This is a genomic window from Gillisia marina (genome assembly GCF_000258765.1).
Classification (GTDB): Bacteria; Bacteroidota; Bacteroidia; order Flavobacteriales; family Flavobacteriaceae; genus Gillisia; species Gillisia marina.
Genome location: NZ_AJLT01000022.1, coordinates 16,753 through 34,310 on the forward strand (window position 1 = coordinate 16,753; position 17,558 = coordinate 34,310).

15 protein-coding genes and 1 pseudogene are annotated in these 17,558 nt (G+C 35.4%); 2 read left to right on the forward strand and 14 right to left on the reverse strand.

The annotated features are described in order from the left end of the window. Positions 1 to 201: 201 nt before the first annotated feature. The 3 genes and pseudogenes from ON07_RS06835 to ON07_RS06845 form a co-directional block, all read right to left on the reverse strand. Positions 202 to 1,500: a cryptochrome/photolyase family protein gene (locus tag ON07_RS06835; protein ID WP_010229384.1), complete on the reverse strand. Its 1,299-nt coding sequence runs from the start codon at positions 1,498 to 1,500 to the stop codon at positions 202 to 204. Continuing rightward, positions 1,500 to 2,199, reverse strand: a pseudogene (locus ON07_RS14785) (SDR family NAD(P)-dependent oxidoreductase). The gene ON07_RS06835 and the pseudogene ON07_RS14785 overlap by 1 nt, the downstream one beginning before the upstream one ends. A gap of 5 nt (positions 2,200 to 2,204) precedes the next feature. Further along, the gene (locus tag ON07_RS06845; protein ID WP_010229386.1) at positions 2,205 to 2,714 is read right to left on the reverse strand and encodes an SRPBCC family protein; all 510 of its coding nucleotides are present in this window, start codon (positions 2,712 to 2,714) and stop codon (positions 2,205 to 2,207) included. A gap of 148 nt (positions 2,715 to 2,862) precedes the next feature. Here ON07_RS06845 and ON07_RS14790 point away from each other — a divergent pair, with 148 nt between their 5' ends. Continuing rightward, on the forward strand, positions 2,863 to 3,582 hold the full coding sequence (locus tag ON07_RS14790; protein ID WP_316928107.1) for a DUF2911 domain-containing protein: 720 nt from the start codon (positions 2,863 to 2,865) through the stop codon (positions 3,580 to 3,582). A 509-nt stretch (positions 3,583 to 4,091) separates the two neighbouring features. Here ON07_RS14790 and ON07_RS06855 read toward each other — a convergent pair. The 11 genes from ON07_RS06855 to ON07_RS17055 all read right to left on the reverse strand — a co-directional run bounded on the left by ON07_RS06855 (position 4,092) and on the right by ON07_RS17055 (position 14,012). Then, positions 4,092 to 5,066 carry a Gfo/Idh/MocA family protein gene (locus tag ON07_RS06855; RefSeq protein WP_010229388.1) on the reverse strand — a complete coding sequence of 325 codons (975 nt, stop codon included), beginning with the start codon at positions 5,064 to 5,066 and terminating at the stop codon, positions 4,092 to 4,094. Next, on the reverse strand, positions 5,056 to 6,765 hold the full coding sequence (locus ON07_RS06860) for a sodium:solute symporter (RefSeq protein ID WP_010229390.1): 1,710 nt from the start codon (positions 6,763 to 6,765) through the stop codon (positions 5,056 to 5,058). The genes ON07_RS06855 and ON07_RS06860 overlap by 11 nt, the downstream gene beginning before the upstream one ends. Before the next feature lie 108 nt (positions 6,766 to 6,873). Further along, on the reverse strand, positions 6,874 to 7,554 hold the full coding sequence (locus ON07_RS17740) for a hypothetical protein (protein ID WP_316928108.1): 681 nt from the start codon (positions 7,552 to 7,554) through the stop codon (positions 6,874 to 6,876). A gap of 104 nt (positions 7,555 to 7,658) precedes the next feature. After that, the gene (locus ON07_RS14795) at positions 7,659 to 9,362 is read right to left on the reverse strand and encodes a PIG-L family deacetylase (protein ID WP_316928109.1); all 1,704 of its coding nucleotides are present in this window, start codon (positions 9,360 to 9,362) and stop codon (positions 7,659 to 7,661) included. Between the two features lie 158 nt (positions 9,363 to 9,520). Next, positions 9,521 to 10,060 (reverse strand): mechanosensitive ion channel domain-containing protein, encoded by a 540-nt coding sequence (locus ON07_RS06870; protein ID WP_010229392.1) that lies wholly within the window; start codon positions 10,058 to 10,060, stop codon positions 9,521 to 9,523. Then, positions 10,060 to 10,959 (reverse strand): septum formation inhibitor Maf, encoded by a 900-nt coding sequence (locus ON07_RS06875; protein ID WP_316928110.1) that lies wholly within the window; start codon positions 10,957 to 10,959, stop codon positions 10,060 to 10,062. Before ON07_RS06875 ends, ON07_RS06870 begins: the two co-directional genes overlap by 1 nt. A gap of 225 nt (positions 10,960 to 11,184) precedes the next feature. Next, a complete protein-coding gene (locus tag ON07_RS06880) occupies positions 11,185 to 11,772 on the reverse strand; it encodes a Maf family nucleotide pyrophosphatase (protein ID WP_010229398.1) in 588 nt (195 codons plus the stop codon). A 3-nt stretch (positions 11,773 to 11,775) separates the two neighbouring features. Beyond that, the gene (locus tag ON07_RS06885) at positions 11,776 to 12,693 is read right to left on the reverse strand and encodes a geranylgeranylglycerol-phosphate geranylgeranyltransferase (protein ID WP_010229401.1); all 918 of its coding nucleotides are present in this window, start codon (positions 12,691 to 12,693) and stop codon (positions 11,776 to 11,778) included. Positions 12,694 to 12,740: 47 nt separating this feature from the next. Next, positions 12,741 to 13,268 (reverse strand): KdsC family phosphatase, encoded by a 528-nt coding sequence (locus ON07_RS06890; RefSeq protein WP_010229404.1) that lies wholly within the window; start codon positions 13,266 to 13,268, stop codon positions 12,741 to 12,743. Next, entirely contained in the window at positions 13,252 to 13,731 is a 480-nt protein-coding gene (locus tag ON07_RS17050) for a DUF2520 domain-containing protein (RefSeq protein ID WP_010229408.1), read from the reverse strand. Before ON07_RS17050 ends, ON07_RS06890 begins: the two co-directional genes overlap by 17 nt. 2 nt (positions 13,732 to 13,733) lie before the next feature. After that, positions 13,734 to 14,012 (reverse strand): hypothetical protein, encoded by a 279-nt coding sequence (locus tag ON07_RS17055; protein ID WP_010229409.1) that lies wholly within the window; start codon positions 14,010 to 14,012, stop codon positions 13,734 to 13,736. A 122-nt stretch (positions 14,013 to 14,134) separates the two neighbouring features. Here ON07_RS17055 and ccsA point away from each other — a divergent pair, with 122 nt between their 5' ends. Continuing rightward, positions 14,135 to 17,308, forward strand: a complete 3,174-nt coding sequence (gene ccsA / locus ON07_RS06900; RefSeq protein ID WP_029331634.1) for a cytochrome c biogenesis protein — start codon at positions 14,135 to 14,137, stop codon at positions 17,306 to 17,308. Positions 17,309 to 17,558: the final 250 nt, after the last annotated feature.

Below are 17,558 nucleotides of genomic sequence, written 5' to 3' on the forward strand. Positions count from 1 at the left end.
CTGAACCAAGTTCAGCATGACGGTAATATTATATGGTCACCCTGTACTTGTTTCAGGGTCTTATTTCAAAGTTTCGGGGATGTCATAATCAATTTATAACTATCAAAATCTGAATATGTTTTACCTTTCTTAACTTCAATTTTTTCTAAGAAATAATCGGAAAACTCAATTCAATATTTATAGTAACTAAGAAAATTATTTTTAAACCACCTTTTTATAAGCACTTAACGCTCTTTCACGAGCTTCTTTATGATCTACCATTTCTTTCGGGTAATCATCTGTGCCGTACTCGGGGATCCATTTTTTTATGTATTCCAAATCTTTATCGTAATCTTTTGCTTGAGTTGTAGGATTAAAAATCCTAAAATACGGTGCCGCATCTACGCCGCTACCGGCTACCCATTGCCAATTTCCTACATTAGAAGCCATTTCATAATCCAATAATTTTTCAGCAAAATAAGCTTCACCCCAACGCCAATCTATCAAGAGATGTTTGCATAAAAAACTACCTACCAACATTCTCACTCGGTTATGCATAAAACCAGATTCATTTAACTGTCGCATTCCTGCATCTACCATTGGATAACCGGTAGTTCCCGATTTCCACTTTTCAAATTCTTCTTTATTATTTCTCCAAGAAATACGATCGTATTTCTTTTTAAAGGCATCTGTTGCGGTGTTTGGAAAGTGATATAAAATCTGCATAAAAAATTCCCTCCAAATGAGTTCCTGCCAAAATACTTCGTTCTTTTCAGCAATGGCCTTTTTCATAATTTTCCGGATTCCCACCGTTCCAAATCTCAAATGCGGACCAATATGAGAAGTAGCATCTTTAGCGGGATAATTTCTCTTGGCTTCGTAATCTTGTATCAGGCTAGGAGTGACATCATAATCCGGCACTTTTTGGCTGGAAGATTCAAAACCTATGTCGCTTAGACTTAAATTCGGCAGTCTTGAATTTTGTAAGAACTTATCTAAATATTGAGAAGTATATTGAACTTTAAGATCTATCTTCTTGAATTCTTCTTTCCATAATTTCATATAGGGAGTATAAACCACATATGGATCTCCATCACTTTTAACAACCTCATCCTTTTCAAAGATCACTTGATCTTTAAAAGTGAGGAATTCTGAATTATTGTCGCTTGCTAATTTCTCTATTTTTTCATCGCGTTGTTTTGCGTAAGGTTCATAATCTCTATTGGTGAAGATTTTCTGAACATCATATTGATCGAATAAATCTTTAAAAATTGCTGCTGGTTTTCCAAAAAACATCGCAAGAGAACTGCCTGAGCTTTGAAGCTCTTTTCGAATATTTTGAAGTGTATCGAATATGAAACTAAGTCGGGCATCATTTTTTGGAAGATCATCTAAGATCTCAGAATCGAATATAAAAATTGGTAGCACTGGAAAATCTCCTTTTAAGGCCTCTAATAATCCAACATTATCATCTAAACGGAGGTCTCTTCGAAACCAAAATATTGATACTTTTTTATTCATTAATTAATATTTAAAGAAGATAATCCGCCATCTACACCAATTATTTGTCCGGTCATCCAGCTGCTTTTATCTGAAAGTAAGAAATATACAGCATTTGCAACGTCTTTTGGAGTACCAACTCTTTTTAAAGGATGTCTTTCTCCCATTTTTTCGCGTTTTGTATCGTTAGACAGCAATTTTTTTTGATAATTGGGTGTCGGTTAATGAAGGAGCAATTACATTAACTCTCAACGATGGAGCATACTCTGCAGCCAAAGATTTTGCAAAACCTTCTATTGCGCCCTTAGCTGCAGAAATACTAGTATGAAATGGCATTCCAACCTTTGCTGCTACTGTACTAAAAAAGACTAAACTCGCCTGATCAGAATTCTTCAATTTTGGTAATAAGCCTTGCACGACTTTCACTAATGAGAAAAAATTTAAATTCATTTCATCTTCAAAACTTTCTATAGAAAGTATTTTAAAAGGCTTTAGATTAATACTTCCGGGGAAATAGACCAATCCGTCTAATGTGTCCGGTAAATCCAATTGTGTAATATCACCTTTTAAAGCATCAAAGGCTATATGTTTTACATCTAAATTCTCCAATTCTTCTGAAGTTCTTGAAGCGATTATAAGATTAGTATCTTTTGCTAATAATTTGGCGACCTCAAGTCCAATTCCGTAGGAGCCTCCTATAAATAGTATATTTTTCATCATTATTTTTAATTTAAGATATCTTGCTTAAGTGTTCCATTAGTATTTGTAGGAACTTTATATTCTCCAAATAATTCGATTAACTTCTTCTTTCTATAATCAAATATTTCTTTCAATTTTGGAGCAACAAGAAAAGGTTGTACTAACTCTCCCAAAAAGCCCATGGGTAATTTGTAATCTATAATATCTTCCATTTCTACACCGCCTTCAATTTCCTTAATGAAGTGCTTATGATGCCATAATGAGTATGGTCCAAATCTTTGCTCGTCAACGAAATAATTTTTGTCGCTAACATGAGTTATTTCTGTAACCCATTTTGTCTTTATCCCAGCAATAGGTGTAACTATATATTGGATTATTTGCCCCGGAAACATGGGTCTGTCTGTTCCAGAGAGAATATTAAAGCCCATATAATCCGGAGTGATCACTTTCAAATTTTTAGGGTCAGATAGAAATTCCCAAGCTTCATTTACTGAAATTGGCAACGTCTGTTTAGAGTGTAAGGTGTAAATTTTCATGGTTTTTAATTTCAGGATAAAATTACGCTATTAAATGTTTAACTTAAAATGATTATTGTTAAACAAAATTTAATTTTGATCTTTGTGTAGGTATTCTGCTAAATACGTAGGAATACGTATCTTTGAAAAAATCAACAAACTAAATATTATGAAAAAAGTTTTTTTATTTATGTGCGCAGGTCTATTGTCTTTAGGAGCCTCAGCACAAATTGATGCCCCTCAACCAAGTCCTTCGGCAAAAGTTGAACAAAAAGTGGGTCTTACAGATGTAACTTTAGAATACTCTCGTCCGGCAGTTAGAGATCGTGAGATCTTTGGAGGATTAGTTCCTTTTGGGGAAGTTTGGAGAACAGGAGCAAATGCAAACACCAAGATTACCTTTAGTGACGATGTTGAAATAGAAGGAAAAAAGTTAGCGAAAGGAACCTATGCAATTTACACCGTGCCTAATAAAGATTCTTGGGAAGTGATGTTTTATAGCGATGCTAATAACTGGGGAAATCCACAAGAATGGGACGATGCTAAAGTTGCATTAAAAGCTACGGCGAAGGTAGAAACGATGCCTTTCTCTATGGAGTCTTTCGGGATCTTTGTAAATGAAATTAAAAATGATGGTGCGGTTCTGGATTTTGTATGGTCTAATACAGCAGCATCTTTACCGTTTACAGTTCCAACAGACACTAAAACTATGGCTAGCATAGAAAGAGTAATGAATGGTCCTGGTGCTAACGATTACTATGCAGCAGCTAGTTATTACCATGAAAGCGGAAAAGATCTTAAAAAAGCCCATGAGTGGATTAAAAAAAGCAACTGCAATGCAGGAAGGTGCTTTTTGGATGTGGAGAAAAAGATCTCTTATCGAAGCTGAATTAGGTATGAAAAAAGAAGCGATTGCTAGTGCGCAACAATCTTTAGCGATAGCTGAGAAAGCTAAAAATGCAGATTACGTTAAAATGAATAAAGCCTCTCTTAAAGAATGGGGAGCTATGTAATTTTAATTATAATATAGAAAAAACCTGCTGAGAAGCAGGTTTTTTTTGCTTTAAAAGCAATTGTCATCCTGAGACCTGAGATATGATACCTGGGGTAAAAGAATTATTTCGCGTAGGAAATATAAATATTTAAAATCACCTCGAATTAAGACTATTGGAACATCTCAGAGCAGATCCTACTAGGTCAAATCAACTATAAAAAGAGATGTCATTCTGAAGGGAATGTAGTGGACTGAAGAATCTCAATACAAGAAGCAGAATTTAACTAGGGATCCCTCCTCACGTTGGGATGACATAAGCAATTGCAACTTATTTCAAGATCAAATTTTTAAGTAGCTGAAACAAGTTCAAATTAATCATAAAGAATTTTTTAGACTTTTTTTATCTAATAAACTAAACCTACCTTTTTTCTAATTGCATCTAATAGTTCAATAAGATCAAGGCTCTTTGTATAAGTCATTTTATCACTTTCTGTATTTCCATTGGCCAGCATGGATTGAACATGTGCTGCCTCAAAACTATAGCCATTCGTTGTTACAGGGAATTCGATAGTCTCTTCTTTCCCATCATTTTGGATTGTAATAGAGGAAGGCTCATGAAACCGACTATTTAAAACTACCACTGCTTCTTCAAACCTTAATGTAGCTGTGGTTGGAGTAGTTTCATCTATAGCACTATAAAGATTAGCCTTTACATCATTGGCGTAAAAAAAAGCAATTTTGCAGTTTTCATCAACACCTGTTTTCCCGATTTTTGCTGTCGCTTCTATCTTTTGTGGTTTTCCCAATAAGGTCAAGGCTAAGAATACAGGATATATCCCAACATCCATCAAGCTGCCACCGCCAAGTTTTTTATTGTAAATGCGTTTTTCTGCATCGAAAGGAGCATCAAATCCGAAATCTGCCTCGAGACCTAGTAATTCACCATATTTTTTTGAATCTCTTAGCTCTAGAACAAACTGGAAGTGAGGAAGAAATTGCGTCCATAATGCTTCCATTAAAAACACATTCTCATTTTGAGCCTGAGTAATCATGGTTTGAACTTGTTGCTTGTTCATTCCCAAAGGTTTTTCGCAAAGCACTGGTTTTTTATGCTGAAGGCATAACATGGAATGCTCGAAATGAAACACATGCGGAGTAGCTATATAGATGATATCTACTTTTTCGTCCTCAACTAATTCTAAATAACTGCCGTAGGAAACTTCAATATTTAAATTTTCAGCAAATTGCTGAGCTTTATCCAAGGATCTGCTTGCTACCGCATAAAGATTTGCATCTGGAACCAACAAAAGATCTTTGGAAAATTTTTTAGCGATTTTCCCTGCTCCTAATATGCCCCAATTATATGTTTTAGTTTGCATTGTTGATGGGTTTATCTGGGGAGTGTATTACACTCTGTAGGATAAGCGCCAAAACCATTACCAAGAAACATCCTACAAGATTTAACCATAAGTATGGTAATACCTCGAGATGCCAAATGAGGATTACTAAAGCTTGTGTTATAAGCGCTGCAATAAATACTGCATTGCTATTTACATGTTTAATGAAGAATGCCAATAAGAATATTCCCAAAACATTTCCGTAGAAAATAGAGCCAATAATATTCACTAGCTGAATTAAATTATCGAATAAACTGGCAAAACTGGCAAAAAGAATTGCTAATAATCCCCATCCTAATGTGAACCATTTAGACATTTTTACATAGTGTTCATCAGATTTTTCTTTAGAGACATTTCTTTTATAAAGATCTATGGTCGTCGTGGATGCCAATGCATTTAATTCTGAAGCGGTGGAAGACATCGCTGCAGAAAGGATTACAGCTAGCAACAGCCCTATAAGGCCTCTTGGAAGGTTATTGAGTATAAAATGAATAAACACATAATCTTTATCATTTGTTTCTAAACCTTCGTTTACAGCGCTTATTAGAGTTTTTGCTTCCTCTCGATTTGCCTCTTCTAAAGAGTTGAGTTTTATGAGTTCATTTTCATATTGAGTGATTTCCCCAGATGAAGCCGTTTCCAGTCCATTGCCGAATCGAATACTAGTTTCCTTTCGCTTCTGCTGAATTTCTTCATTTTTCACCATTAATTGCTGATAATCTTCAGAATATTCAGACTCCAATACTGCTTTTTGTGCCGCAGGATTAAAATTTAATGGTGCCAGATTAAATTGATAGAATACAAATACCATCACTCCCACAAGAAGTATAAAGAATTGCATAGGTACTTTTAATATCCCATTGAAGATAAGCCCCAGTTGCATCTCCCGTACCGACCTTCCGGTTAAATAGCGCTGCACTTGGCTTTGATCTGTTCCAAAGTAGGATAATGCTAAGAAGCTTCCACCAATTACCCCGCTCCAAACGGTATATCTATTATCCAAATCGAATGAGAAATCTAAAATATCCAGCTTTCCGCTAGCTCCGGCAATATCTAAGGCATTAGAAAAACTTATATCTGCAGGGAGGTATTGAATAATAAGAAAAAATGCGGCGAACATTCCGGCAAAGATCACAGCCATCTGTTGCTTTTGAGTGACATTTACGGCTTTGGTTCCACCGGAAACTGTATAAATAATTACCAACACCCCAATAATAATGTTAAGTGTGGTAAGGTTCCATCCCAAAACCGCGGATAAAATAATAGCTGGAGCAAAAATGGTAATCCCTGCAGATAGTCCTCGCTGAATTAAAAATAACAATGCAGTTAAAGTTCTGGTTTTAAGATCGAATCTAGACTCTAAAAACTCATAAGCCGTGTAGACCTTTAGTCTGTGATAAATTGGGATAAACACCATACATATAACCACCATGGCAATTGGTAATCCAAAATAGAATTGCACGAAGCCCATTCCGTCGTGATACGCTTGACCGGGTGTAGATAAAAAAGTAATTGCGCTGGCCTGAGTTGCCATCACAGATAAGCCTATTGTCCACCATTGGGAATCTTGCCCACCACCAATGTAATCTTTTACGCTATTGCTCCCTCTAGTTTTGTAAACGCCGTAAATAACAATAAAGGCCAAAGTTCCTATTAAAATGATCCAGTCTATTAATTGCATATTAAGAGAATAGGTTCATTAAAAAATAGAATAAGATGATGTATGCTAAATTCGCTAGAAGGACTAGGGAATAAGACTTTTTCCAGATGTACTTTTTTGGGGTCTGCATTATTCTCCAACTGAAATTAGGTTAGTAAATAATCTAAACGCTCCGGGTACAGCATCTGGAAACTGTCTAAAAAAGCTTAATCCGGTATAGATATAATGTCCTTTGCCGTATTTGGCAATAAGTAAGCTTCCTTTGCTGCTAGCTTCATTAGAGTCATTCATTTCTAGGATTGGAGTGAACTCTGGAGCCCATGAGTCTGAAAAATACAAACCTCTTTCTTGTACCCAATTTTCAAAATCTTTTTGAGTGATCTTATTCGGGCTATTTAAAACAGGATGTTGTGGATTCAAAAATTCGACTTTTGCATCCTCTTCAGTCACTCTATCTCTGGAAAGTTCTAATTTATATGGCGCAATATTATCTAATACCAATCCGCGGTTTGTGTTATACTGGGAGATCAGTGTTCCGCCATTTTCAACATATTTTAATAATTCAGCTTGCTTGAATTTTAAAATATCTAAAGTATTATAAGCACGAATCCCCAATACGATTGCATCAAATTTTGCAAGAGAAGCGGCGTTTAATTCATTTGGATCTATTCTAATTACTTTATATCCAATTTGTTCTAAACTTTCAGGAATTACATCCCCGGCACCATCGATATATCCTACTAATTCTCCTTTTTTCTGAATATCTAACTTCACCAACTTGGTTTTGGCAGGTAAGACTAAGGATTGCAAAGGAATATGTTCGTAATCTATTTTTAGAACCTCATTAGAATATACAGCATCCTCAAAAATGATTTCCGGGATTAAGTTGGCTTCGCTTTGTTCTGCTGGCGGCGTTACAGTGAATATAAGATTCGCAGTGCTCCATTGTTTTGAATATCGAAATTTGACTCTTTAGGTTCTATCTTCCAGCTTGTAGGTGCTTTTAGACGAACTTTTCCTTTTGCATTTTCTTTTTGGGCAGTTACGGTTAATTGTATTTGCTTGGCTGCTCCATTTGTGTAAATAAGCACCTTATCGTTAAAAGAAGCAGATACAGGCGGAACTATTTCAAAAGGCTGATAAACTTCCCCTTTTACAGGATCTGTAGATTTGTATACAAGTTCCTTTTCAAAAGGAATAGTTTCTCCATAAAATTTGAGATTAAAAATTGCTTTCGTCAATCTTGGGGTTTCCGGTAAACCAATCATTTTTGGATCTTCTACAACATAAGTTCCTAAATTCGGATTCTTATTTAACCAATAGGGAGACGTATATTTTGCATCCTTGGGGATGGTGTATATCAGTTTTTCTCTCCAATTCTCATTATTGCTTAAAACTCTATTGGGCGTTGCAGAAGGACTGCCCGGTAAGACAGTTACAGAGGAGAGCTCTACAGGAATATCACTTCTATTAATCGCTTCTAAATTTACTTCAATAAATTGATTTGGTGTTGAATATGGGTTGTTACTTAAAGCTTCTAAATAAATACCGCTACATGCCAATATGATCTCTTTTATTTCTGAAATTTTTAAAGTTTTCCAATATTCATCTTCAAGCTTATTAATTAATTTGTAGGCTTCAATTAGTTTTGGAAGACTTTCTGAAGGATCTCTAAAATTATAATTTTCTTCAACTTCATTTAAAATTTTCCCAATCGCTGCGCCGCCATCAATACGATTCCATGAAGTATCAATCCCTGCAAAAAGATCTCCTTTAGTTTCCGGTATCTCTCCATCAATTAATTCTACATATTCTATTTGGCTACCGCGGCTTCCGCTACTACCAAAACCTTGTGATCTATGTTGACTTCTGCTTAATGCAGCGATTTCAGGATTCGACAATCCATTCCAAGGGAAATAAATCCCGGTATCAAATTGAATGAAATTAGATTTATCGGCTTTATCAAATGCTTCCTGACTTCCGTAGAACCATGGCGAGGTATTAAAATAGAGTCGGGTAGGGGAAAAAGCTTCTGTATAGTTTAATTGCTCTGGATAGGAATTTTTGTCTTGAGCTAATTTGAAAGCTTCTACACTCAACAAAGCCGAAGCTGTATGTTGCCCATGAGTTTCCCCTGACGTACGGTGATTGAATCTATTGATGATTACATCTGGTTTAAAGGTTCGAATTGCCCAAACGACATCCCCCAAAACCACTTCTTTGTCCCATATTTTCATGGACTCTTCCGGAGTCTTTGTATATCCAAAATCGATTGCTCGGGTAAAACGTTGTTCTCCACCATCTATTCTCCTAGCGGCCAATAGCTCCTGAGTTCTAATAACTCCCAATAGTTCCTTTAATTCCGGTCCAATAAGATTTTGACCTCCATCTCCTCGAGTGATAGATAAGTAGCCCGTTCTTGCATTTATTTCGTTAGATAAATAAGAGATTAATCGGGTGTTTTCATCATCTGGATGTGCAGCAATATATAAGACAGAGCCTAAAAAGTTCAACTTTTTAAGAGCTTGATCTATTTCTGCTGAATTTAATTTTTTGGGAGTTTGTCCTTGAACAGAAATAATTGACAGGAACATTAATAATGGGAGAATTTTACGCATCTGAAAATATTAGATTCAATAATTTCAAATATATAAATTTCTAAGGGGTTCTTCCCTCATTGAGGGTTTAATTCCCCGTGGCCTGATTCAAGTTTTTTAAATGTATTTTCCTTCCGATAATTTGGGACTTGCCTAAAAGTTTTTGAATCAAGGGTAATCTATAGGCTGTCTTTCCCTTCATCCAGATAGACATCCTTCTTGATAAGGGATACCGCTTTTTGTAAAATTAGATTATTTGGGTAGGTTATTAATTCTCCTTCATCATTAATTAGATGAATATGAAATGCTTTTATATCATCTATAATTCCCTCAATAGGAGCATCTTTATCATGAATCTTGATTTTATCCCCAATTTTATAGGGAAAGGAGAAGAATAGAATTATTCCGGAAGTGATATTGCTAAGAATAGACCAAATAGCAAACAATGCAACCCCAATTACAGCAAAAACAGATGAAAAAATAAGGGAAAGATCCTTATAACCAACTCCCCAAGCAAAAGCCAATGCAAAAACAGCAACTAAGGAAACCAAAATATTAATGTATTTAAACATTAAGCGTGTTCTGGTAATATGAATCTCGCTTTGTTTCCCAACCCTATGTGCAGCTTTTTTCATTGTAAACTGAATGATAAGCAGCGAAACCACAATTATGGTGGTATATATTATTTCATTTTGATATGTGTAGAAGATCTCTGTCATTAATTTAAATTCAGTTGCTCCCGCAAATGTAAATCTTTATTGGAATTTTTATTCCAGTAAGCAGATTTTATCTCATTCATTTTTGTAGCAGTTGTATTTTGTGTTTTTCCATTTGTTTGAGTTTCTTCTTGCCATTTTTCAATTTTAAAAGGAGCTATATTGAAATAATAGATTTTTAAATCCCTTTGCAGTTCGGGGTAACTTATTTTATAAACGCTATAGTCTCCATCTTGATAAAACTCGGCTAGTGTCTGATAAGCTTTTATTTCTTTGTGCCCCAGTCTTAAATACTCGAAAGAAGGAATCATGTTAATCTTTCCCGTTGGTAAGAGGTTGGGGTTTATTCTTAACTGAGTCCAAACTTCATTTTCCAAATAGGTTTTGTTTAATTTCAAATCTTTGTCTGCTTCCCCTTCAAAATAAGAGTGCGAATCTATTTCGAAATCCTTCCTGTTATTAAGTTGAATATATACGTGACCGCACCATTCCTGAATAGAAGCCGAAACTTTTAATGCATGCGAATGTCCTTCTAGGGGATAAAAAGTGCTCTGCATAATAGAATAGGGATAAATCCCTGTATTGAATTTCTTAGTAGCATTTAGCTTAAGGATAGGGAGGGTTTTGTCAGTTTTCTCGTTTGCCTTTACCTGAGCATCCGGTAGGAATTCTTCAGTAACAAAAATAAGAACTGCAGTTCCTTCTCTCGATTCTCCATATCTAGACTGTTCTAATTTGTACGAAGTAAGCTCTGCTTCTCCATTAAACCAATAAGATTTGAATTCTTCAGAAAGTTTGCGCTCGGGAAGTAAGGCTTCATCTGAAGAAGAAGTCTCTTTACAACCCGATAGAAGGATCAACATGAAAATTCCGTACAAGAGATGGTGATAATTAACTTTCATCAAATAATATTTAAATATCTATTGTTCTATGACTATTCCTTATAAAGCTAACCAATTCTTTTATAGTAAATAGGCTATTATCCATTTGTCAGTTCGAGCGCAGTCGAGAACTATTGCTGTATAATGATTAGATTTTCACTTAAGCCTGTATTGAGCGAAGTCGAAATGCTCAACCTGACATTATTTAAAATTATATTTTTCAATTAAAAACATATAGTTAGTTTATTAGCTAGCGATTTCTAACAAAGTATCATAAACCAAATGCGTAGGAAGTCCAACCACATTAAAATAACTTCCTTCAATTTTTGTTATTCCTATCAACCCAATCCATTCCTGAATTCCATAAGCGCCTGCCTTGTCTAAAGGATGATAATTTAAAATATAGTAATCTATTTCCTCTTCAGTTAAATCTTTAAAAGTAACTAAGGTAGATGCGTTTACAGTTTTTTGTTTTTCAGAAGTTGTAAAAGTAACAGAGGTAATAACCTCATGAGTTTTACCGGACATGGATTGCAACATCTCCTTTGCTTGTGTAGTGGTTTCGGGCTTACCTAGAGCTTCATTTTCATGCCAGACAATGGTGTCACTGGTAATTAAAATATCTTCTTTCCTAAGTTCGTGAATAAAAACCTCTGCTTTAAGTTCAGATAGGTAATCAGTTATATCTGAAGACTTTAGATTCTCGGGATAAATCTCATTTATTTTCTTAACATCTATGATAAATGGAATTTTTAGGTCCTTTAAAAACTGATGCCTTCTTGGGGATCCGGATGCTAATATAATTCGGTGATTTTTTAATTTTTCCTTCAGCATAATTTATAGTAATATGAATTTGTAAAGTCCAAGGGATATAATCCCAAGGAACATAATTAGTTTAAGCAGAAAACTTAGTTTGGAATAATCCTTTTTAGTTTCTGCAGTCCAGATATTTATCAAAAAATAGAGTAAAGGAGCTACAATAAAGAATAGCACATATAAAACCGCCACTAAATTCTCGAAAAGATAATTGTATAGGTAATAAATAATTGCTGCAAGAGGTAATAAACCTATAATAAAAATCACCAAATTAGCTCGTTTTGCTCCTAGTGCTATCGGGAGTGTATTTCTTCCTGCGTTATAATCTCCTTTAATATCCTCTTGGTCTTTTACCATTTCACGAAGCCAATTCAGCAAAAAAGCGAACAGGGCATAATCCAAAACTATAGAAAAGAAGGTAGATTGGGTTTGTTGATTTTCCGGGGTAATAGCCGGTAATAGATCATACAATCCTACAATAATAATACTGAAACCTACTAATGCACTAACTACCAAATTTCCTACAAGCATTATGTGTTTTAGGTAGGTGGCATACAAATAAAGCAGCGCAGAGATAATAATAAATATTGCTGAAAAACCCGGTTTTCCAATAATGTTAGATAGATAAAAGCCGATCCCAACACCTATAATACTTAATATAATATAAAGGGTATATGCTGAATTGATAGAGACTTTAGTGCCTATCAGCACTTTTTCAGGCTTATTAATCCTATCTGTTTCCAGATCATGGATGTCGTTAATTACATTTCCTGCAGCGGCAATACAAATGCTTGCTATTACAAGCAGAGAAAAACCTAATCCGCTTAAGGTGATGCTAATTCCGAAACTATCAAACAAGCCATATTTAATTAAGACTTGTGTGAGAAGGATCATTAATAAATTTGGAAATCTCACCAATTTCAAAATGGATAAAAGCATAAATTACTTTTGATTAAATCAGTTTCTAGATGGAAATTTTAAATCATTTAGCTTTTTGAAGCGTCATGATTTTGAAGCCATTTCCCTTGTACTTTTAAAACCTGCTCGATCACATCCCGTACACAGCCTTTTCCGCCTTTTTTATGAGAAACATAACGGCTAATATCCTTGATCTCTGCGGCAGCATCTTGAGGACAGCAAGGCATTCCTACTAGTTTCATCACATAAAGATCCGGGATATCATCACCCATGTAAAGAACATGTTCCGGATTAATATCGTAGATGTCCATAAACTCTTTTAACTGCTCCACTTTATCGGATACTCCCAGAAAAATATTGGTAATTCCAAGATCTCGTAAACGTTTTCTAACTCCTTCATTTTTCCCGCCCGAAATAATACACACATTGTACCCAGCCATTTCTGCGGTTTTTAGTGCGTAGCCATCTTTAATATTCATGGTGCGTAATAATTCGCCTGCCGTATTTATTTGAATGGTTCCATCGGTAAGTACACCATCGACATCAAATATTAATGTATTAACGTGATTTAAGTATTCTTTATAATTCTTTTCCATGGAGATTTTGAATAGATAGGGTTAAAAGTGAGTATATTTTTTGTTGTTCCTCATTCAGTAATTCTAAGTGGGAACTAATAACTTCTTGATCTTTTCTTTTTGCTGGCCCGGTTTGCGCCTCTTTCGGACTCATGTTGATCGCTTTTGAAGCCGTTTCCAGAATTAAGGGGTGCAAGATTTCAAAAGGAACCTGATTGTCCTTACAGATTTTTTCTCCTTCGGTATATAAGAAGTTTACAAAATTGCTCACAAAGACGGCGGCTACATGCAGCGATTTCCTTTGCGCTGAAGAGATCTCAAACACTTTTTCTGAAATTCCCGAAGCTAACTTCTTTAATGTTTTAGTACTGGTCTTTGTATTTGATTCAACACAAATTGGGATTCCGGAAAAATCAACTTTTTTATTTTTAGAAAAAGTTTGAAGCGGATAAAACACGCCTTGATTCTCAAATTTATTAAGCACGTTTATAGAAACAGCACCAGAGGTATGTACACTAAGGCATCGGTATTTTGCATTTTTTGAATTACTTCAGCTAAAACATCATCCTTCAGCGCAAGAATATAGATATCGGCAGGAAGAATCTTATTAAGATCTGTGGTAGTAGCAACCCGATCTTTAAAAATTTCAAGGCTCTTTGAAGCATGGTTATAAACCTGAATGATCTTAAAATCAGCGGAATTTTTATAAGCCTCAAATAAATGAGTGGCTACATTTCCGGTTCCAAAAAGTACAATACGCTTCATTCGGCTAAAATACCAAAATTTCCGGGTTTAAAATTAACATTTGATGATAGGAATTGCTTGTTTTTAAAGGCTGCTAACTGTTTAAATTTAGTTAAATTTGCAGCGTTTTAAAGTAGTCTTAAATGCAAAATAAAATCGCGTCTGTCTTATTCTCTACCCGAATAATGGCAGTCTTGTTCATTGTCTTCGCCATATCAATGGCTCTGGGAACATTCATAGAAAGTTGGTACACCATAGAAACCGCTCGCATATTAATCTATAATACGTGGTGGTTCGAGGGTATAATGCTATTTTTTGTTATCAATTTCTGCGGAAATATCATTCGTTATGGGATGCATAAGCGCGAAAAATGGTCTTCCCTTTTAATTCACTTATCATTCATTTTAATTTTAGTTGGTGCTTTTGTAACTAGATATATAAGTTACGAAGGGATTATGCCAATTCGTGAAGGAGAAACCACGAGTTCATTTCTCTCTGAAAGAACCTATTTAACTGCCTATTTAGATGGGGAGATAGATGGAGAACCTCGTAGAAGAGTAGTAGAGGAAGCAGTCCTATTAGCCCCAGAAACAGATAATGATATCGCTATTAATACCGACTATAACGGTCAGAAAGTAGATATCGAGGTAATTAACTTCATTCATGGCGCAGAAGAAGGTTTGATTCTGGCAGAGAACGGAGACAATTATCTAAAAATTGTGGAAGCCGGCGACGGAGCCAGACACGATCATTATTTAAAAGAAGGAGAAATAGCAAATATTCATAATACCTTATTTACTTTAAATAAGCCAACAGACGGCGCCATTAATATTGAAGTAGATGAAGAGGAGGGAACTTATAAAATAAGATCTCCATTTGAAGGTGACTTCATGCGAATGGCCGATCAGTTTAAGGGAGAAGTCGTAGCAGATAGTACACAAACTTTAATGTTGAGGTCCTTGTACAATGTTGGAGGAATGCAGTTTGTAATCCCGGAACCAATGGCAAGAGGGAATTATGATATTGTACCTACTGAAGTAAAAGCGAAAAATCAGCTGAATGCAGTAACCCTAAAAGTGACTTCTGGAGGGGAATCTAAGACTATTAGCATGCTAGGTGGAAAAGGAGTAGTAAATCCTCCAAAAAACTTAAAAGTTGGTGGATTGGATATCTACCTAAATTATGGCTCTAAGGAAATGGAATTGCCATTTTCTATTAAGTTAAATGATTTTATAGCCGATAAATATCCCGGAACCGAGAACAATCCAACTCCGAGTTACGCTGCGTTTAAAAGTAAGGTTGAAGTGATTGATGATAATGGATCTGAACCTTATGAGATTTTTATGAATCACGTATTGGATAAAGAGGGTTACAGATTCTTTCAAGCCTCTTTCGATCCGGATGAAAAAGGAACTGTGCTTTCTGTAAATCATGATTTTTGGGGCACTTGGATCACATATATTGGCTATTTCTTATTGTATTTAGGTCTTATGCTGATTTTATTCGATAAAGGAAGTAGGTTCGGAAAATTGAAGGAAATGCTAGATAAAGTGAAAGAAAAGAAAGCGGCACTTACCTTAGTAGCTGCATTATTTTTGAGTTTTAGTTCTGGATTTGCTCAGAATGAATCTTCGGAAGATAATCATGCACATGTTACTTCTAATAAGGCACGAGTAGACTCGATGCTTCAATCTTCTGCTGTGAAGGCAGAACACGCGGCAAAGTTCGGGAAATTGGTTATTCAGGATGCTGGGGGAAGAATGAAGCCGGCAAATACTTTTTCTTCAGAATTATTAAGGAAATTAAGTAAGAAAGATTCTTACGAAGGGCTAAATGCAGATCAGATCTTGATCTCCATGACAGAGAATCCTGCACTTTGGTATAACGTGCCATTAATCTATGTTAAACCCAACAACGATAGCATCAGGCGCATTGCAGGTGTAGATGAGGATGATGAATTCTTAGCTTTAACCAATTTCTTTGATACTTCAGGAAGCTATAAACTTTCTCCTTACTTGGAAGGTGCTTATAAAGCAAGTGTCCCAAATCAGTTTCAGAAAGATTTTATAGAGACCGATAGAAAAGTGAATTTACTTTACAATGCTTTACAAGGTAAGGTATTGCGAATTTTTCCAATTCCGGGTGATGAAAATAACAAATGGATCTCTTTTCCTGAAGTACCGGAATCTAATTTGACAGGAATGGATTCGGTTTATGCACGACAGATTTTACCAATTTATATGAATGCGCTTAGGGAATCTAAAGCATCGGGAGATTACACAAAGTCTGATGAGTTGCTTGAAAGTATTACAGGTTATCAGAAAAAGTTTGGTGCCGAGGTAATACCTTCAGAAGAAAAGATAAATGCAGAAGTGCTTTATAATAAATACGATATTTTCCGTAGCCTCTTTATGTGGTATATGTTTGCAGGTTTGATCATGCTTATTTTGGTTGTTGCACAAATTTTTAAAGATTCTAAAATTATAAGAACCTTAATCAAGACCAGTGCGATTGTGATTTTGATCCTCTTTATCGTACATACATTAGGACTTGCTGCAAGATGGTATATTTCTGGTCATGCACCGTGGAGTGATGCGTATGAATCTATGATTTATGTTGCGTGGGCCACCATGTTCTTTGGTTTGGCCTTCGGAAGAAAAAGTTTTTTAACGATTGCATCTACTTCTTTTGTAGCCTCGATGATCTTAATGATCGCTCACTGGAACTGGATGGATCCTGCAATCGCCAATTTACAGCCTGTATTGGATTCTTATTGGTTGATGATCCATGTATCAGTCATTGTTGGTAGTTATGGTCCTTTTACCTTAGGAATGATCTTAGGAGCGGTTTCGCTGATACTTATGATCCTTACCACCGAAGAAAATAAGGCAAAAATGAAATTGAATATCCAGGAGATAACCATTATTACTGAAATGGCGCTGACAGTTGGATTGGTTATGCTAACCATTGGAAACTTCTTAGGAGGACAATGGGCTAATGAAAGCTGGGGAAGATATTGGGGTTGGGATCCAAAAGAGACTTGGGCATTAGTAAGTATTATGGTTTATGCCTTTGTAATACACATGCGATTGGTACCGGGATTACGTAGCAGATGGTTCTTCAATTTAATGGCAATTGTAGCTTTCGCAAGTATTATGATGACCTATTTTGGAGTGAATTTCTATCTGGCAGGACTACATTCTTATGCTAGTGGAGATAAAGTGATTACGCCAACCTTTATTTATTATGCAGTGGCAGTTGTTGCTCTTTTAGGAGCAGTTTCTTTCTGGAAGTATAAAAAACACTACGCGAAGTAGTTTTTGAGAATTAAATTATATCAATATTTGTTCAAATATTTATGTCGTCACCCTGAATCTATTTCAGGGTTTCAATTTGTTGTCATGAATTACAATGTTGTAAGATTCTGACCGTAATTAAGAATCTAAATGAAGTATAATACTTTATGAGATGCCCTTCTAACCGGGATGACATGCTAAGAATTTAAGCCTGAGTTTATCGAAGGGTCTCAAAAAAATTGAAGTTTTCTATTTAAAATTTTTACTTCCA

Bases quoted from the DNA above. Each gene is read 5' to 3' on its own strand.
- ccsA (WP_029331634.1), top strand. From the start codon at position 14,135: ATGCAAAATAAAATCGCGTCTGTCTTATTCTCTACCCGAATAATGGCA.
- ON07_RS06880 (WP_010229398.1), bottom strand. From the start codon at position 11,772: ATGCTGAAGGAAAAATTAAAAAATCACCGAATTATATTAGCATCCGGA.
- ON07_RS06835 (WP_010229384.1), bottom strand. From the start codon at position 1,500: ATGAATAAAAAAGTATCAATATTTTGGTTTCGAAGAGACCTCCGTTTA.
- ON07_RS06870 (WP_010229392.1), bottom strand. From the start codon at position 10,060: ATGACAGAGATCTTCTACACATATCAAAATGAAATAATATATACCACC.
- ON07_RS17055 (WP_010229409.1), bottom strand. From the start codon at position 14,012: ATGAAGCGTATTGTACTTTTTGGAACCGGAAATGTAGCCACTCATTTA.
- ON07_RS06875 (WP_316928110.1), bottom strand. From the start codon at position 10,959: ATGAAAGTTAATTATCACCATCTCTTGTACGGAATTTTCATGTTGATC.
- ON07_RS06885 (WP_010229401.1), bottom strand. From the start codon at position 12,693: ATGCTTTTATCCATTTTGAAATTGGTGAGATTTCCAAATTTATTAATG.
- ON07_RS06845 (WP_010229386.1), bottom strand. From the start codon at position 2,714: ATGAAAATTTACACCTTACACTCTAAACAGACGTTGCCAATTTCAGTA.
- ON07_RS06860 (WP_010229390.1), bottom strand. From the start codon at position 6,765: ATGCAATTAATAGACTGGATCATTTTAATAGGAACTTTGGCCTTTATT.
- ON07_RS06890 (WP_010229404.1), bottom strand. From the start codon at position 13,268: ATGGAAAAGAATTATAAAGAATACTTAAATCACGTTAATACATTAATA.
- ON07_RS06855 (WP_010229388.1), bottom strand. From the start codon at position 5,066: ATGCAAACTAAAACATATAATTGGGGCATATTAGGAGCAGGGAAAATC.
- ON07_RS14795 (WP_316928109.1), bottom strand. From the start codon at position 9,362: ATGCGTAAAATTCTCCCATTATTAATGTTCCTGTCAATTATTTCTGTT.
- ON07_RS14790 (WP_316928107.1), top strand. From the start codon at position 2,863: ATGAAAAAAGTTTTTTTATTTATGTGCGCAGGTCTATTGTCTTTAGGA.